Here is a 14,547-nt window from a genome sequence, read left to right on the forward strand (position 1 = left end):
GGTGACCAGACGAGAGGGAGGGATCGCCGTGCACACCGTCAACTCGCCCAGGATCGCCGGCTGGGAACGACTGATCGGTTTGGGTACGCCCGCACCGGTCGGCACCGTACGACTCGACGGCGGCCAGGCCGCGTACGTCGTGCTGGGCGGCGAGGCGGACCTCTTCGCGGTACGGGCGGACGGGTCCGGCACCGCCGCCGACGGGAACCCCGGCACCGGGGGCGCCTCCCGGCGACACTTCGTCGCCCGGCTGCCCGAGCAGGCGATGGTGCCCAGCCCGGCGGTACTGGGCCAGTGGCGACTGATCCTCGTACCGCTGCCCGGCACCGAGATCCGTTGCCTCGACGAGCCGGGCCGGCGGCGGATCGAGGAGGCGGCCCGGACCGATCCGACCCGGGACGGCGGCGCCATCCAGACCGGGCGGGCGGCCGTGTTCGCCCTGGAACGGGCGCTGACCGCGATCGCCGACTCGCTGCGCCGGGGGCAGGCCCCGCGTACCGCCGCGACACTGCGTCCCCGGGAGATCTCGTCGCTCGCCGCCGGCACCACGCTGACCGGCGCCGCCGGACTGTGGTGGCTGCGGGTCATCGGCGGGACGGTGGTCCGCAACGACGGCGGGCAGACCGACACCTGGGGCAACGACGGCCTGCTGCTGCTCGCCCGCCGGGACTGGATCTCGGCGGGGGAGGACTGCACGGTCGAGGCGCTCAGCGGCTGGCAGCTGCTGCGGGCGGGACAGCTCTGGGACGCGCTCGACGACCACTTCGTCCGGCTGGTCGGGTTGATCGGCGTACGGATCGCGGCGGCGGACGTCGACCTGGTCGCCGGACTGGACCGACGCAAGCGGGTCAACGCGGCGGTGGTGGCCGGCGCGGCCCGCCAGGCGTACGGGGTGGTCGGCGCCGGCGGTCGGGGCGCGCCGACCGCCGAGGTCGCCCACCTCGACCTCTACCAGCGGGCCGCCGCCGTGCTCCGGTTGCTGACCGTGGAGACCGGGGTGGCGGTGACCGAGCCGGCCGACCGTCGGCTGACGGTCGCCGACGAGCGGGAGGCGATGCGGGCGGTCGCCCGCAGTTCCGCCCTGCACCTGCGGGACGTACGCCTGCCGGAGCAGTGGTGGCGCCGCGACCTGGGCCCGTTGATCGGCTGGTGCCGGCCGCCGGCCGCCCTGTCCGCGTCGGCGGAGCTGGCGGTCGGCCCCGCCGCGTCGGAGAGGCGGGTGGCCGGCGCCGCCGTACCCGATGATCCGGCGGCGGACGACGAGCCGGGGCCACCGACCGCGGTCGCGCTGCTGTTCCGGGGCGGCCGGTACCGGGCGGTCGATCCGCAGACCGGCGCGGCGGTCGCGATCGACGCTGGGCAGGCCCGCCGGTACGAACGGGCGGCCACGGTGATCCAGCTGCCGCTGCCGCAGCGGGCCGGGTTCGGTCACCTGGTTCGTTCCGCGACCCGCAGCGGCCGGCGGGACCTGACCGGCCTGCTCGGTGCCACGGCCGTCACCGCGACCCTCGGGCTGGCGGTACCGATCGTCACCGGGAAGGTGCTCGGCTCGGTGGCCAGCGACAACGCGCCGATCGGGTTGGTCCAGCTGGCCACCGTGCTGGTCGCCTGCGCGCTGCTCGCCGCGCTCGCCGCGGTCGTGCAGAACCTGCGACTGCTGCGGTTGGAGGGCCGGGCCGAGGTCGGCGCGCAGCTCGCGCTCTGGGACCGGTTGATGCGGCTGCCGGTCCGGTTCTTCACCCGAAGCTCCAGCGGCGAGCTCGCCAACTCGATGCTCGGTGTCACGTTCGTCCGGGAGTCGCTCAGCGGTATGGCACCGGCCGCGGTCACCGCGCTGGCGACCGTCGTCGCCGACCTGGTGCTGCTGGCCGTGGTCAGCCCGCCGCTCGCGGCGGGCGGACTCGCCATGGTCGCGCTCGCGGCGGCCTTCACCGCCGGCATCGGCCGGGCGGTGATGCGCCGGCAGCGTCGCGCGCTGCCCGCCGAGCACCGGGCCGCCGCCCGGACCAACCAGCTGCTCGGCGCGATCAGCAAGATCAGACTGGCCGGTGCCGAGGACCGCGCCTACAGCTGGTGGTCGGACGCCGCCTCCGCCGCCCGGGCCGAGCTGCAACGGGTACGTCGGGTGCAGGCCACCCTGGCCGCGGTGGCCGGCGCGCTGCCGATCGGCGGCATGTTGGCGATGTTCGCCCTGCTCACCGGTCCGCTCGACGGAGAGGTGGACGCGGCCGGGTTCTTTGTCGTCAACATGGCCTTCACGTTGCTGCTCGGCGCCCTGCTGGTGCTGGTCATGACCGGTGTCGAGGTGGTCGCGGCGCTGCCCCGGCTGGAGAACCTGCACGACATCCTGGCGGCGGAGCCGGAACGGCAGCCGCAGCGCACCGATCCGGGCGAGTTGCAGGGCGGCGTCGCGATGCGCGAGGTGACCTTCGGCTACCAGCCGGACGCGCCGCCGGTGCTCGACGACGTCTCCTTCGAGGTCCAGCCCGGCGAGTTCGTGGCGATCGTCGGGCCGAGCGGCTGCGGCAAGTCCACACTGCTCCGGCTGCTCCTCGGTTTCGAACAGCCGCGCAGCGGCGCCGTGCAGTACGACGGGCAGGACCTGACCGAACTCGACATGCAGGCGGTCCGGCGGCAGTGCGGTGTCGTACTGCAGGACGGCATGCTCTTCGCCGGTACGTTGCGGGAGAACATCTGCGGCGCGTCGAGCTTCACCCTGGACCAGGTCTGGGAGGCGGTCCGGCTGGCCGGCCTGGAGGAGGACATCGGCCAGCTGCCGATGGGGCTGGGCACGATGGTGCCGGTCGGCGGCGGCACCCTGTCGGTCGGCCAGCGCCAGCGGATCCTGATCGCCCGGGCGTTGATCCACCGGCCCCGGATGCTCTTCTTCGACGAGGCGACCAGCGCACTGGACAACCGGACCCAGGAGGTGGTGACGGCCAGCACCCGCGAACTCGCGGCGTCCCGGATCATCATCGCGCACCGGTTGTCGACGGTGATGGACGCCGACACCATCCTGGTGATGGACCGGGGTCGGATCGTGCAACGGGGCAGCTACCGCGCCCTGATGATGGACGAGGACGGGCTGTTCCACCGGCTCGCCTCCCGACAGCTGTTGCAGGCCAGCTCCCAGGCGCTGGACACCCCGGAGGCGATCGACCGGGAGTTGGGCGAGGAGACGTGAGCCGACGCGGGGGAGGCCGGATCGCGGCCTGAGCCGGCGTCCGCCGTACCTTGGGGCGGCGGGCGCCGTGGCGGTCGGGGTGCCGGTCCGACCGTGCCGGCGGGACGCGGATCGGTCCGGGTGACTGCGGGTCAGCCGTTGTCGACCGTGAGCTCGTCCTCGATCTGCAGGTCGAGGGCCACCGGGGCGGCGACGAACTCGGCGATCGCGGCCTCCCCGGAGTTCTCCGCCACCACCCGGAACGCCTCGCTGAGCAGTCCGATCAGGCTCCGGGTCAGCGCCGTCGTCTCCTGGTCCAGTTGCTCCCAGGAGGTCGCGGTCGGGCCGGTGCGACGTAGCGACAGCATCCGGGTGCCGGTGCTGCGGACCAGTTCCTCGGCGACCACCCGGAGCTTGTCCAGCACCTCGGCGAGCAGGGCCAGCGCGGCCGGGACCGGCACCCCGGCGTGCCGCAGTTCGAGGGCGGGCTGGACCACCCGGGCCCGGGCGACCCGGATCGCACCGTTCCCGTCCCGCTCCAGCACGCCGTGCCGGGCCAGGGTGTAGACCAGCGAGGGGTGTTCGGCGGCGAGCCGGGCGAGCGCGGCGGTCAGCGGTTCGGCGGGCGTCACGGTGGGACGGCGTACCCCGAGCATCGCCTCGATGGCGACCAGGTTGAAGCCCTGGCGCTGCAGCAGTTTGATGCTCTCCAACCGGCGTACGTGTGCCGGCGTGTAGTAGGCGGTCCGACCCACCCGGGTCGGCGGGGCGAGCAGCCCCCGCGCCTGGTGCGCCCGGATGTTGCGGGGTGACATGCCGACCGCCCGGGCCAGGCCGTCGATCGTGTACCGCTCGGGGACCGGCGCGGAACCGGCGCGGTCGCCGACGGGGGACAGGCTCGCCGTCATGGCACTCCTCCGGTCGCGCGGGCGATGCCAACCTATCAATGCGTACGACCGGCGGGTATAGGTGAAACTACTACTGCCGGACGTCGGGGCGTACCTCGTACAATCCCAGCACGGGCGACCCGTGTGGTATGGGCGTGGGTAAATCCAGAATCGACACCGATCCGTGCCGCGCGAGGTGTGGTCGCGGTGCGCATCCGTGCCATCCGGCCTGTTTTCTGGCGTGTCGGGGTCATCGGGCCGCAGTATTTTCCGTGCCGGCCGCGCCAATATTCGCAACGGTGGGCGGCGTATCCGAAAGGTTCGAGGAGGACAGCAGATGGCGCCGAAGGATCGGGCGATGTTCATCGCCGCGTACAGCAGGCTGGTCGCCGAGGTCTGGGCCGACCCGGCGACCGAGCGGCAGCTCGCCGAGGACCCCCGGGGCCTGCTCGCCCAGCATGGCCTGCAGGTGCCGGAGGAGGTCGAGATCAGCGTCGTACGGGAGACGGCGGACGCGGAACCCAACATCGACGTCCAGGTACGGGCCTGGGAGGCGGCCGTGGACAGTGGTGTCTTCACCCTGTTCATCCCCCGCATCGAGCCGATCGCGCCGGGGGAACTCGACGAGGACGAACTGGACCGGGTGGTCGGCGGAATTGACGCGAGTTGCGCCTGCTGTTGCCCGTGCTGCAGCACGACGTGACGATTTCACCGATCAATGACAGCAAGAACACCCGTCGGCTCGGAACGATGTAAACCGCACCCAGCTCCTTGAAACAGCGAATCCGTCGCTTGTACGTTTTCGACAGCAGCCGGGACTGCAGTCGTCAATTCCCCCGGAAAGGAAGCGCCGTGAGTGCCGAACAGGAAGAGTTCCTGAGCAAGTACACCACCATCATGGGCAAGGTGTGGCAGGACGAGGCCGAGGAGCGCAAGCTGCTCGCCAACCCGAAGAAGTACGCGATCGAGGCCGGTCTGCCGGTGTCACCGGACGCCGAGGTCGTGCTCGACCGCAGCCAGGCCGACGGGCTGTTCGCCTCGGCGCAGCTGGTCGACGACTGGAACAGCACCCCCGGTCGGCACGTCCTGCACGTGCCGGCGGCTCCGCTCGTCGACGTCAGCGAGCTGGACGAGAAGGAGCTGGAGACCGTCGCGGGCGGCGGCGCCGCCGCCGAGGCACCGGTCGTGATCATCGCCTGCTACGTCAGCACCTGATCGACCACCGCGTCACCGGACGGCTCGACACCGTGCGGCCCGGACGGCTCACCACCGCCCGGGTCGCACGGTTTCCGCCACCGGTGACCGTCGGCGTGCCGGTCGGTGTCGGGTGTGGGGAGGAGTCGAGATGCCGTACGAGGGTCCGGCGGTGGCGGTGGCGTCAGCCGGTACGGGGCCAGTGACCAGTCCGTTCCGCAGCGCGAGCCCGGAACGGACCCGGGAGCGGGTCCGGCCGATGCTGTCCCGGTTCGGTATCACCCGGGTCGCGGACGTGACCGGTCTGGACGAGATCGGACTGCCGACCTGTGTGGCGTACCGGCCCTGCGGGCGGACGCTGTCGGTGAGCCTGGGCACCGGACTCGACCCGGTGCAGGCGTGGGTCAGCGCCGCGATGGAGAGCATCGAGACCTGGCACGCCGAGAACGACCGGCTGCCGATCGTCGCCCGGGGTGCCGCCCGCGACCTCGGCGTCGGGTACGACGTACGCGCGTTGAAGCTGGCCCAGCGCTCCCCGCTGACCGACGCGACGGTGCTGGACTGGGTCGTCGGCCGGGGCCTGCTGACCGGTGCCAGATGTCTGGCGCCGGTCGACCTGATCCGGCTCGACTTCACCGGCGTCATGCCCTGGCACGACGTGCTCTTCCATCCCAGCAGCAACGGGCTCGCCACCGGCAACACCGCCGCCGAGGCGACCCTGCACGCCCTGCTGGAGATCATCGAACGGGACTCGATCACCCCGTACTGCACCACCCCGCTGGCCGACCGCCGGTACGTCGACCCGGGCACCGCCCGGCACCCGGTCGCCGAGGCGGTGCTCGCCGCGCTGCGCGGTGCCGGCTGCTGGGTGGAGCTGGTCGAGGCGACCGGTCGGCTGGGCGTACCCACCTACGCCTGCTCGATCTGGTCACCGGACCTGCCGATCGTCTGTGGTGGTTTCGGCTGCCACCTCGACGCCGGGCTCGCCGCGGCCCGGGCGATGGCCGAGGCCGCCCAGTCCCGGCTCGCCGTCGTCTCCGGAGCCCGGGACGACATCGACGCGGCACACTACGTCACCGCGGACCCGCTGGCCAACCCGAACGTGCACCAGCGGACCCTCGGCCCGGTCACCGGCTCCGTGGCGGTCGACGGGCACGACGTCGAGGCCACGGTACGACACTGCGCGCGGCGGATCATGGACGTCACCGGGATGGAGCCGTTCGTGGTGGACATGACCCGGGCCGACGTCGGCATCCCGGCCAGCAAGGTGATCGCGCCGGGGCTCGACTTCTACACCCTGCACGAGATGTCCCGACGGCCGGGAGAGCACTGATGCCCCACGACTACGTCTTCGTCGGTCCGACCCTGCCCACGGCCGAGGTCACCGCGCTGCTGCCCGGCGCCACGCCGCTGCCGCCGATCCGGCACGGCGACCTGCTCCGGCTCGCCCCCCGCCCGGGCGACCGGGTACTGATCATCGACGGGTTGTTCCTGCTCACCGCCCCGATCCGACACAAGGAACTGCTCGACGCGTTGGACCGTGGAGTCGTCGTGGCCGGCAGCAGCAGCATGGGCGCCCTGCGCGCCGCCGAGCTGTGGCCGTACGGGATGCGTGGGGTCGGCCGGATCTTCGAGTTCTACCGGGACGGGGTGGTCACCGACGACGACGAGGTGACCATCGTGCACGGGCCGGCCGAGGAGGGCCACCGTCCGCTCAGTGAGCCGCTGGTCAACCTGCGGGTCTCGCTCGCCGCCGCGGTCGCCGCCGGGGTGCTCGACCGGGCCGGGGCCGACGCCCTGCTCGAATGTGCCCGGCAGGTGCCGTTCCGGGCCCGGGGTCCCCGGATGTTGCGGCGTCGGGCGTACGCGGCGGGGCTGCGGGACAGCCACGACCGGTACGCGGCCTGGGCCGCGACGCACCCGATCGACGCCAAGGCCGACGACGCCCGGGAGCTGCTGCGGCTGGCGGCGGCCGGCGACCGGCGACTGCGCCCACGGGACGACGCCGACGCCGTGATCGAGTCGGTCGGCACGGTCTTCTTCGAGGCGTGGCGGACCCGGCACCACGGCGGGACGGCGGGGGAGCGCTGGGTGAACGACGCCAAGGTGATCAACGCCCTGATGATCCTGCATCCGGAGTTCCCGGCCCTGCACCGCCGACACGTGTTGCGACTGCTGGTCGGCGCCGACCCGGGGACCCCGCCGTCGGAGGTCGAACGCCGGGCCCTCGACCTGGCCCGGCAGCGGGGGCTGACCGACGAGGGGGTCACCGGCTCGGGCTGGCTGACCGCCGACGAGCGGAAGCTGCCCGCGGCCGAGGCGACGCTGCGGGTGCTGGTGCGCGCCTTCGGCACGGTCAACAACAAGGTCCTGCCGTACCGGTGCCTGCCGCCGGAGCTCGCCCGGCCGGAGGTGCTGGAGTTGACCCGCCGGATGGTCGGCTCGGCACTGCGGCTCACCGACCGGCTGCCGCATCCCGACCCGCACCGGCCGCTGCTGCGGCTGCGCTACCGGCCGACGGTGGTCGACGAACTGCTCTGCCGGTTGTGGGGTTGCCGCCCGGAGGCGCTGGAGGCAGCCGGCTGGGACCGGGGCTTCGGCGACCTGGCGTGGCTGCGCGGCAACGCCGAGCCGCTGGTCTCCTGGCTGAAGGTGGCCACCGCCCGACCCGAACCCTGGTACCCGCCGACCCGCCCCGTCGAATCCAGCCTGGCCAAGGCCGGGTGACCGCCCGGTCCGGTGGAACCCAACTGGTCTTGTTCCGGTGACCGCCCGGTCCGGCGGAATCCAGCCTCGTCCTGGTGTGGTGACCGTCCGGGTCGGTCCGGGAATCGTTGAACTGTCCGGGTTCTCCGGGCACCCGTGATACACCTCGGGGAGGCGACCGGGGGCGGGTGGAGCGTCGGTGACTGGATCTCCTTCGTCCGGGATGCGCGGGCGGACGGTGTGGCGGCACGAGGTGTCCGCTCCGCTGCGCCGGTTCCTGCGTACCGAGTCGGGCAGCGCCGGCATCCTCGTGGCGACCATCGTCGCGGCCCTGGCCTGGGCGAACGTCGACAGCCACTCGTACGAGACGCTGTGGGGGACCGAACTGTCGATCCGGCTCGGCCACCTCGGCGTCACGCAGGATCTGCGTGACTGGGTCAACGAAGGACTGATGACGTTCTTCTTCCTCGTCGTCGGGCTGGAGGCCCGCCGCGAGTTCGACCTCGGCGACCTGCGGGACCGGCGACGGTTCGCGCTGCCGCTCGCCGCCGGCCTGGCGGGCATGCTGATCCCGGTGCTGATCTACCTGCTGTTCAACCAGGGCGGCGTCGGGGCGCACGGCTGGGGAGTGGCGATGTCCACCGACACCGCGCTCGCCCTCGGCCTGCTCTCCCTGCTCGGCCGCGGCGTCCCCCAGCAGGTACGGATCTTCCTGCTCACCGTCTTCGTGGTGGACGATCTGGTCGCGCTGGTCGTGATCGGGGTCGTGTACAGCGAGAACGTCAAGGTCACCCCGCTGGTGGTCGCGGTGGTGATGTTCGCCGTGCTGCTCGGGCTGCGGCTGCTCGGCGTCCGGCGCGGACTCGTCTACCTGCCGTTCGGCATCGCCCTCTGGGCGGCACTGCTGGCCGGCGGGGTGGAACCGGTGGTCGCCGGCCTCGCCATCGGGCTGACCGCCACCGCCTACACCCCCAACCGGAGCGCGCTGGAACGGGCCACCGAACGGTTCCGGCTGTTCCGCGAACAACCGACCCCCGAGCTGGCCCGCTCGGCCGCCTGGGGGCTGGCCCGGTCACTGTCACCCAACGACCGGCTCCAGCGGATGTACCACCCGTGGGCGAGCTACGTGATCGTTCCGGTCTTCGGCCTGGCCAACGCCGGCATCACGCTGGACGGTCGGTTCCTCGCCCGCGCCTTCACCTCGCCGATCACCCTCGGCATCCTCCTCGGGTACGTGCTCGGCAAGCCGATCGCCGTCGTCGGGATCTCCTGGCTGCTGAGCCGTTTCACCCGGGGCCGGATCCGCCCGGCCGTGGGCTGGGCGGCGGTGCTCGGCAGCGGCACCATCGCCGGTCTCGGATTCACGGTCTCGCTGCTGATCGCCACCCTCGCCTTCGACGGTCCACAGCTGGCCGAGGCGAAGGTCGGGGTGTTGAGCACCGTGCTCGTCGCGTCCCTGCTCACCTGGGCGGTGTTCCGGATCACCGCCGCGCAGCCGACGCCCCGGCGGGCCCGCGCCCTGCTCGGCGACGTCGACCAGCTCATCGACCTGATGCCGCCGGTCGACCCGGACCGGGACCACGTCCGGGGACCGGACAGCGCCTCGGTCACCCTCGTCGAGTACGGCGACTTCCAGTGCCCGTACTGCGGGCAGGCCGAGCCGGTGGTCCGGGAGCTGCTCACCGACTCCGACCTGCGCTACGTCTGGCGTCACCTGCCGCTCTCCGACGTCCACCCGCAGGCCCGACTCGCGGCGGCGGCGGCCGAGGCGGCGGCGGCCCAGGACGCGTTCTGGCCGATGCACGCCCTGCTGCTGACCCGCCAGAACGCCCTGACCAGCGACGACCTGATCAGGTACGCCGACGAACTCGGCCTCGACCGGGACCGGTTCTCCCACGACCTGCTCACCGACGCCCACGACGACCGGATCTCCGACGACATCGACTCGGCCGACCTGAGCGGCGTCTCCGGTACGCCGACGTTCTTCATCAACGGCCGCCGTCACTACGGCGCGTACGACATCGGGACCCTGACCAGGGCGATCAAGACGGCCCGGGCCCGGGCCCGGATCCAGGCCGCCCGGAGCCGGAACGCCGGATAGCAGGACCGGCGGGGCGTTTTGCCGGGTCTGACCGGAGCGATTGCCCGGGTCCGACCGGCGGGCGGAGCGTCGCCGGGTCCGCCGACTGTGACGACCGGCGGGACCGACATATGCTCGTCACATGGGGGCGATCAGGATGGTTGGCGACATGTCGCCAGCTCCATGCTCCCGTCACCTCTGCTGGTCCTACGACGATCCGGCGGCGTTCGACGCGCGGGCCCGGGACTTCCTGGCCGAGGGGCTCGCCGCCGGGGAGCGGGTCTGGTATGTCGGCCCGGAGGAGCCGGACCGGCTCGTCGAGCGACTGCGCGACGTCGCCGGCCTCCCGGACGCGCTGCGCCGGGGAGCCGCCCGGCTCGTCTCGACGACCACCGCCTACGCCGACCGGGTGGTCGACCCGCCGGCGCAGGTCGCCGCCTACGCGGCCGCCACCGACGAGGCCCTGGCGAGCGGCTACACCGGCTTCCGGGTCGTCGCCGAGGCGACCGCGCTGGTACGGACCCCGACGCAACTCGCGGCCTTCACCCGGTACGAGCACCTCATCGACCGCTACATGCGGATCCGACCGATGTCGGCGATCTGCGCCTACCACCGTCCGGAACTCGGCGATCGGGCGATCGCCGAGCTGGCCTGCCTGCATCCGGAGACCAACGCCGAGGACGTCCTCTTCCGGCTGCACGCCTGTGCGCCGGGCGACGGCGTCGCCGCGATCTCCGGTGAACTGGACAAACTGCACCAGGAGTTGTTCATGACCGCGCTGGAGCGCGCCGACCTGACGCCGGTCGATGGTGAGCTGGTGGTGCAGGCCGCTGCCCTGCGGTTCGTCGACCACCGCTGTCTCCTGCACCTGCGGGAGTACGGCCGCAGTCGCGGCGCCGAGGTGGTGCTGCGTACCGGCCGGAACTCCGCCGGCCGCCTCATCGACCTGCTCGGCCTCACCGGGATCCGGGTGGAGGCCGCCCGATGAGAACCGGCGCCGCCATGGGCCACGACGGCTACTACCACGAGGCCGTCCCGTACGCCTCGGACGAGGAACTGCTCGCCGTCGCGGTGCCGTTCCTGCTCGGCGGGGTCGAGGCGGGCGAGCCGACCGTGGTGGCGTTCGGTGAGCGGAACGCGGCGCTGCTCCGGACGGCGCTCCCCGCCGACTCGGGGGTGTCGTTCCTCGCCGGCGGGGACGTGTACGCCCGACCGGCCGGGGCGATCAGGTCGTACCGGGAACTGCTCGCCTCGTACGTCGCCGGGGGCGCCGGCCAGATCCGGATCATCGGCGAGCTGTCCCCGGTGGTGTTCGGCCCGACCTGGGACTGGTGGGCCCGCTACGAGTCGGCGATCAACCACGCGTACGACGACTTCCCGCTCTGGAGCATGTGCGCCTACGACACCCGGATCACCCCTGCCCCGGTGCTCGAGGACGTGCTGCGTACGCATCCCCGGGTCGCCACGGCGGACGGCCGGCACCTGCCGAGCGTCAGCTACGTCGAGCCGAAGGCGTACCTCACCGAGCGGCGGTCCGTGCCGCCGGATCCGCTGCAGCGGACGACACCGCTGGTCGAGCTGACCGACCCGACCCCCGCCCTGGCCCGTCGTGCCGTCTACGACGCCGACCGGGGCCAGTTGCCGGCCGACGAGGTCGAGGACCTGGTCGTCGCGGTCAGCGAGACGGTGACGAACGCGTTCCGGCACGGCGAACCGCCGGCCCGGCTGCGGATCTGGAGCGGGGACGACCGGATCGTGGTGGAGGTCAGTGACACCGGTGACGGACCGACGGACCCGTTCGTCGGTCTGCTGCCGTCCCGCAACGGTGGCGCGGGTGGGCTCGGCCTCTGGATCACCTACCAGTCCTGCAACCACGTGGCGCTGAGCCGGGAGCGGGGCGCCTTCACCCTGCGGCTGACCGCCGGCAACCCGTACGCGACCGGGCCGGCACCGGGCTGAGCCGTCCCGGTCGGCGGCCGCGCACCGGCAACCGCCGCCGTGACGGTTGTGATCATTCGTCGGGTTGGCGACAGCTGTCCACCCGCACCGGGGAGGCCGCGTCGGGCTGCCTAGGCTTGGCGTCGTGCTGATCCTGTTGCCGCCCTCGGAGGGAAAGACCGCGCCGGCCACCGGCGGCCGGGTCGAACTGGCCGGGCTGGTCCGGCCGGACCTGACCCCCGCCCGGGAACGGGTCCTGAACGCGTTGGTCGACCTCTGCTCGGTCGGCGACCGCGAGCGGACCCGGGAAATACTCGGGCTCAGCCCGGGGCAGGACGCGGAACTGGACCGCAACGCCGTACTGCGGACCGCCCCCGCCCAGCCGGCGGGGCGGATCTACACGGGGGTGCTCTACGACGCCCTCGACCTGACCGGTTTCAGCCAGTCGGCCCGCACCCGGGCCCGGCGCAGTCTGCTGATCTTCTCCGGGCTGTGGGGTGTTCTCCGGGTGTCGGACCGGATTCCGGCGTACCGGCTGTCGGGCGGGGTCACCCTGCCAGGGGTCGGCGGGCTGGCGACGTACTGGCGGAGGGTCCTCGACCCGGTGCTGCCCGAGCTGGCCGGCGGCGGCCCGGTTCTGGACCTGCGGTCCAGCGGGTACGCGGCGATGTGGCGGCCCACCGGCCCGGTCGCCGAGCGGACGGTGACCGTACGGGTGCTGCACGAGCAGCTCGTGGGTGGGGTGGCCCGGCGTTCCGTGGTCAGCCACTTCAACAAGGCGACCAAGGGGCGACTGGTCCGCGACCTGCTCGCCGCCGGTCCGGTGCCACGCACGCCGACAAAACTGGTCGAGGCGCTGCGGGACCTGAAGTACACCGTCGAGGAGCAGCCTGTCGGGGCCGGAAGGCCGCGCCAGCTCGACGTGGTGGTCAGCGAGCTGTAGCCCGGACCGGCACCGTCGCCGGGGGTGTCGTCGCCCCGGGCCTGGCCGGGCCTGGGCTAACCTGGCCGGCATGCCGCACGATCCCGAGGACCACCCCGTGGTGCCCGGCCCGGGCGGGGTCGGCACGCCTGCCCGCCGCCCGCCGCTGCGGACGATGCTCGCGGAGGCGCACAGTGGCATGCTGCTCTTCGCGGTCACGCCGCCCCGGCGCAGCGCCTCCGCCGAGCAGATCGAGGAGGTGGCCCGGGTCACCGTCGGCCGACTGGCGCCGTTGGACCTGGACGGGCTGGTCCTCTACGACATCGACGACGAGAGCGACCGGAACCCGGCCGACCGCCCGTTCCCGTACCTGCCGACCATCGACCCGGCCGTCTTCCACGCCGACCATCTCCGCGACTGGCGGCGTCCGGTGGTCGTCTACCGCTGTGTCGGCAAGTATCCGGAAGCTGAGCTGGGAGAGTGGCTCGGCGCGGCGGACGTCGACCGGGTCGCCGGCGTCTTCGTCGGCGCCTCGTCCGGGCAGAAGACCGTGCACACCCGCCTGCGCCGGGCACACGAACTGCGTCGGCGACTCCGGCCGGACCTGCCGCTCGGCGCGGTCGCCATCACCGAGCGGTACACCCGGAACGGGGACGAGCACCTGCGGATGCTGGCCAAGCAGGAGGCCGGCTGCGGGTACTTCATCACCCAGGTGGTCTACGACGTCTCCGCGACCAAGAGCCTGCTCTCCGACTACCTCTACGCCTGCCGGGAACGCGGCCTGACGCCCCGCCCGGTGATCCTCACCCTCTCGGTCTGCGGATCGCTGAAGACCCTGGCCTTCCTCCAGTGGCTCGGCGTCGAGGTGCCCCGGTGGTTGGAGAACGCGCTGCGGCACGCCGACGATCCGCTCACCGAGTCCTACGAGCAGTGTCTGGCCAACGCCGCCGAACTGATCACCTTCTGCCGGCGGCTGGGCCTGCCGTTCGGCTTCAACGTGGAGAGCGTGTCGATCCGCAAGGTCGAGATCGACGCGTCGGTCGAATTGGCCGCCCAGGTGCGCCGGATGCTCGACGCCGCCAGGTAGGGGTTGGCTGTCCAGGGTCTGTTGATCCCTGGATCGACGTCGCATACCCGGCTGTCGGTGGCGCTGTTCGGCGACGAGCGCCGGCACACCGGGCTGGCCCGTAGCCTGCACTACCGCTGGTTCACCGACCCGGCGACCCGGCTGCGTCACCCGGCGGAGGACCGGGCGGCGCACAGCCGCCTGATCGCGGCGAACCTGCACGCCGTGTACACCCGGGACGGCGCGGGCTCGCGGGTCGGGGAGATCGTCACCGCGTTGTTGGCGGCCAGCCCGGAGTTCGCCGAGCTGTGGCGTGAGCATCTGGTCCCGGGCCCGTACTGCGCGCCGAAGCGGATCCGGCATCCGGAGGTCGGGCTCCTCGAACTGCACTGCCAGACCCTGGTCGACCCCGACCAGTCGCAGCTGCTGCTGGTCTTCACCGCCGCCCCGGGCAGCGAGAGCCATGAGCGGCTCCGGTTGCTCTCGGTCGTCGGCGACCTGGGCCTCGGTGTGTGACGGGTCGGCGGACGCCGACCGGAGTGACGGGGGGGCGTCCCGCCGATGGCGGAACGCCCCCTTCCAAGCGGTCGG

12 protein-coding genes are annotated in these 14,547 nt (G+C 72.7%); 11 read left to right on the forward strand and 1 reads right to left on the reverse strand.

The genetic code is table 11. The annotated features are described in order from the left end of the window. Position 1: 1 nt before the first annotated feature. A complete protein-coding gene (locus V1633_RS24080; protein WP_331216652.1) occupies positions 2–3,184 on the forward strand; it encodes an ATP-binding cassette domain-containing protein in 3,183 nt (1,060 codons plus the stop codon). Between the two features lie 131 nt (positions 3,185–3,315). On the opposite strand, the gene V1633_RS24085 is transcribed toward V1633_RS24080, so the two are convergent. Next, entirely contained in the window at positions 3,316–4,071 is a 756-nt protein-coding gene (locus V1633_RS24085; RefSeq protein WP_331216653.1) for a helix-turn-helix domain-containing protein, read from the reverse strand. Positions 4,072–4,387: 316 nt separating this feature from the next. Here V1633_RS24085 and V1633_RS24090 point away from each other — a divergent pair, with 316 nt between their 5' ends. The 10 genes from V1633_RS24090 (at position 4,388) to V1633_RS24135 (ending at position 14,472) form a co-directional block, all read left to right on the forward strand. Further along, positions 4,388–4,753, forward strand: a complete 366-nt coding sequence (locus tag V1633_RS24090; protein WP_331216654.1) for a hypothetical protein — start codon at positions 4,388–4,390, stop codon at positions 4,751–4,753. Positions 4,754–4,902: 149 nt separating this feature from the next. Beyond that, positions 4,903–5,265: a hypothetical protein gene (locus V1633_RS24095; RefSeq protein ID WP_331216655.1), complete on the forward strand. Its 363-nt coding sequence runs from the start codon at positions 4,903–4,905 to the stop codon at positions 5,263–5,265. Positions 5,266–5,395: 130 nt separating this feature from the next. Beyond that, positions 5,396–6,577, forward strand: a complete 1,182-nt coding sequence (locus V1633_RS24100; protein WP_331216656.1) for a YcaO-like family protein — start codon at positions 5,396–5,398, stop codon at positions 6,575–6,577. Beyond that, positions 6,577–7,971, forward strand: coding sequence for a TfuA-like protein (locus tag V1633_RS24105; protein ID WP_331216657.1), 1,395 nt, complete (start codon positions 6,577–6,579; stop codon positions 7,969–7,971). Before V1633_RS24100 ends, V1633_RS24105 begins: the two co-directional genes overlap by 1 nt. A gap of 178 nt (positions 7,972–8,149) precedes the next feature. Then, positions 8,150–10,051, forward strand: a complete 1,902-nt coding sequence (gene nhaA, locus V1633_RS24110) for a Na+/H+ antiporter NhaA (RefSeq protein WP_407952094.1) — start codon at positions 8,150–8,152, stop codon at positions 10,049–10,051. Positions 10,052–10,199: 148 nt separating this feature from the next. Then, positions 10,200–11,018 (forward strand): MEDS domain-containing protein, encoded by an 819-nt coding sequence (locus V1633_RS24115; RefSeq protein WP_331216658.1) that lies wholly within the window; start codon positions 10,200–10,202, stop codon positions 11,016–11,018. Beyond that, entirely contained in the window at positions 11,015–11,989 is a 975-nt protein-coding gene (locus V1633_RS24120; RefSeq protein WP_331216659.1) for a sensor histidine kinase, read from the forward strand. Before V1633_RS24115 ends, V1633_RS24120 begins: the two co-directional genes overlap by 4 nt. Before the next feature lie 124 nt (positions 11,990–12,113). Beyond that, positions 12,114–12,911 (forward strand): peroxide stress protein YaaA, encoded by a 798-nt coding sequence (gene yaaA / locus V1633_RS24125; protein ID WP_331216660.1) that lies wholly within the window; start codon positions 12,114–12,116, stop codon positions 12,909–12,911. Positions 12,912–12,981: 70 nt separating this feature from the next. Then, positions 12,982–13,977, forward strand: coding sequence for a methylenetetrahydrofolate reductase (locus tag V1633_RS24130; RefSeq protein WP_331216661.1), 996 nt, complete (start codon positions 12,982–12,984; stop codon positions 13,975–13,977). 57 nt (positions 13,978–14,034) lie between these two features. Next, positions 14,035–14,472, forward strand: a complete 438-nt coding sequence (locus V1633_RS24135; protein WP_331216662.1) for an MmyB family transcriptional regulator — start codon at positions 14,035–14,037, stop codon at positions 14,470–14,472. Positions 14,473–14,547 lie beyond the last annotated feature (75 nt).

The organism is Plantactinospora sonchi (assembly GCF_036422035.1).
GTDB classification, from domain to species: Bacteria; Actinomycetota; Actinomycetes; order Mycobacteriales; family Micromonosporaceae; genus Plantactinospora; species Plantactinospora sonchi.

Excerpts from the sequence above, each read along its gene's own strand:
- V1633_RS24100 (WP_331216656.1), top strand. The coding sequence starts at position 5,396 with ATGCCGTACGAGGGTCCGGCGGTGGCGGTGGCGTCAGCCGGTACGGGG.
- V1633_RS24085 (WP_331216653.1), bottom strand. The coding sequence starts at position 4,071 with ATGACGGCGAGCCTGTCCCCCGTCGGCGACCGCGCCGGTTCCGCGCCG.
- V1633_RS24090 (WP_331216654.1), top strand. The coding sequence starts at position 4,388 with ATGGCGCCGAAGGATCGGGCGATGTTCATCGCCGCGTACAGCAGGCTG.
- V1633_RS24105 (WP_331216657.1), top strand. The coding sequence starts at position 6,577 with ATGCCCCACGACTACGTCTTCGTCGGTCCGACCCTGCCCACGGCCGAG.
- V1633_RS24115 (WP_331216658.1), top strand. The coding sequence starts at position 10,200 with ATGTCGCCAGCTCCATGCTCCCGTCACCTCTGCTGGTCCTACGACGAT.
- V1633_RS24120 (WP_331216659.1), top strand. The coding sequence starts at position 11,015 with ATGAGAACCGGCGCCGCCATGGGCCACGACGGCTACTACCACGAGGCC.
- V1633_RS24130 (WP_331216661.1), top strand. The coding sequence starts at position 12,982 with ATGCCGCACGATCCCGAGGACCACCCCGTGGTGCCCGGCCCGGGCGGG.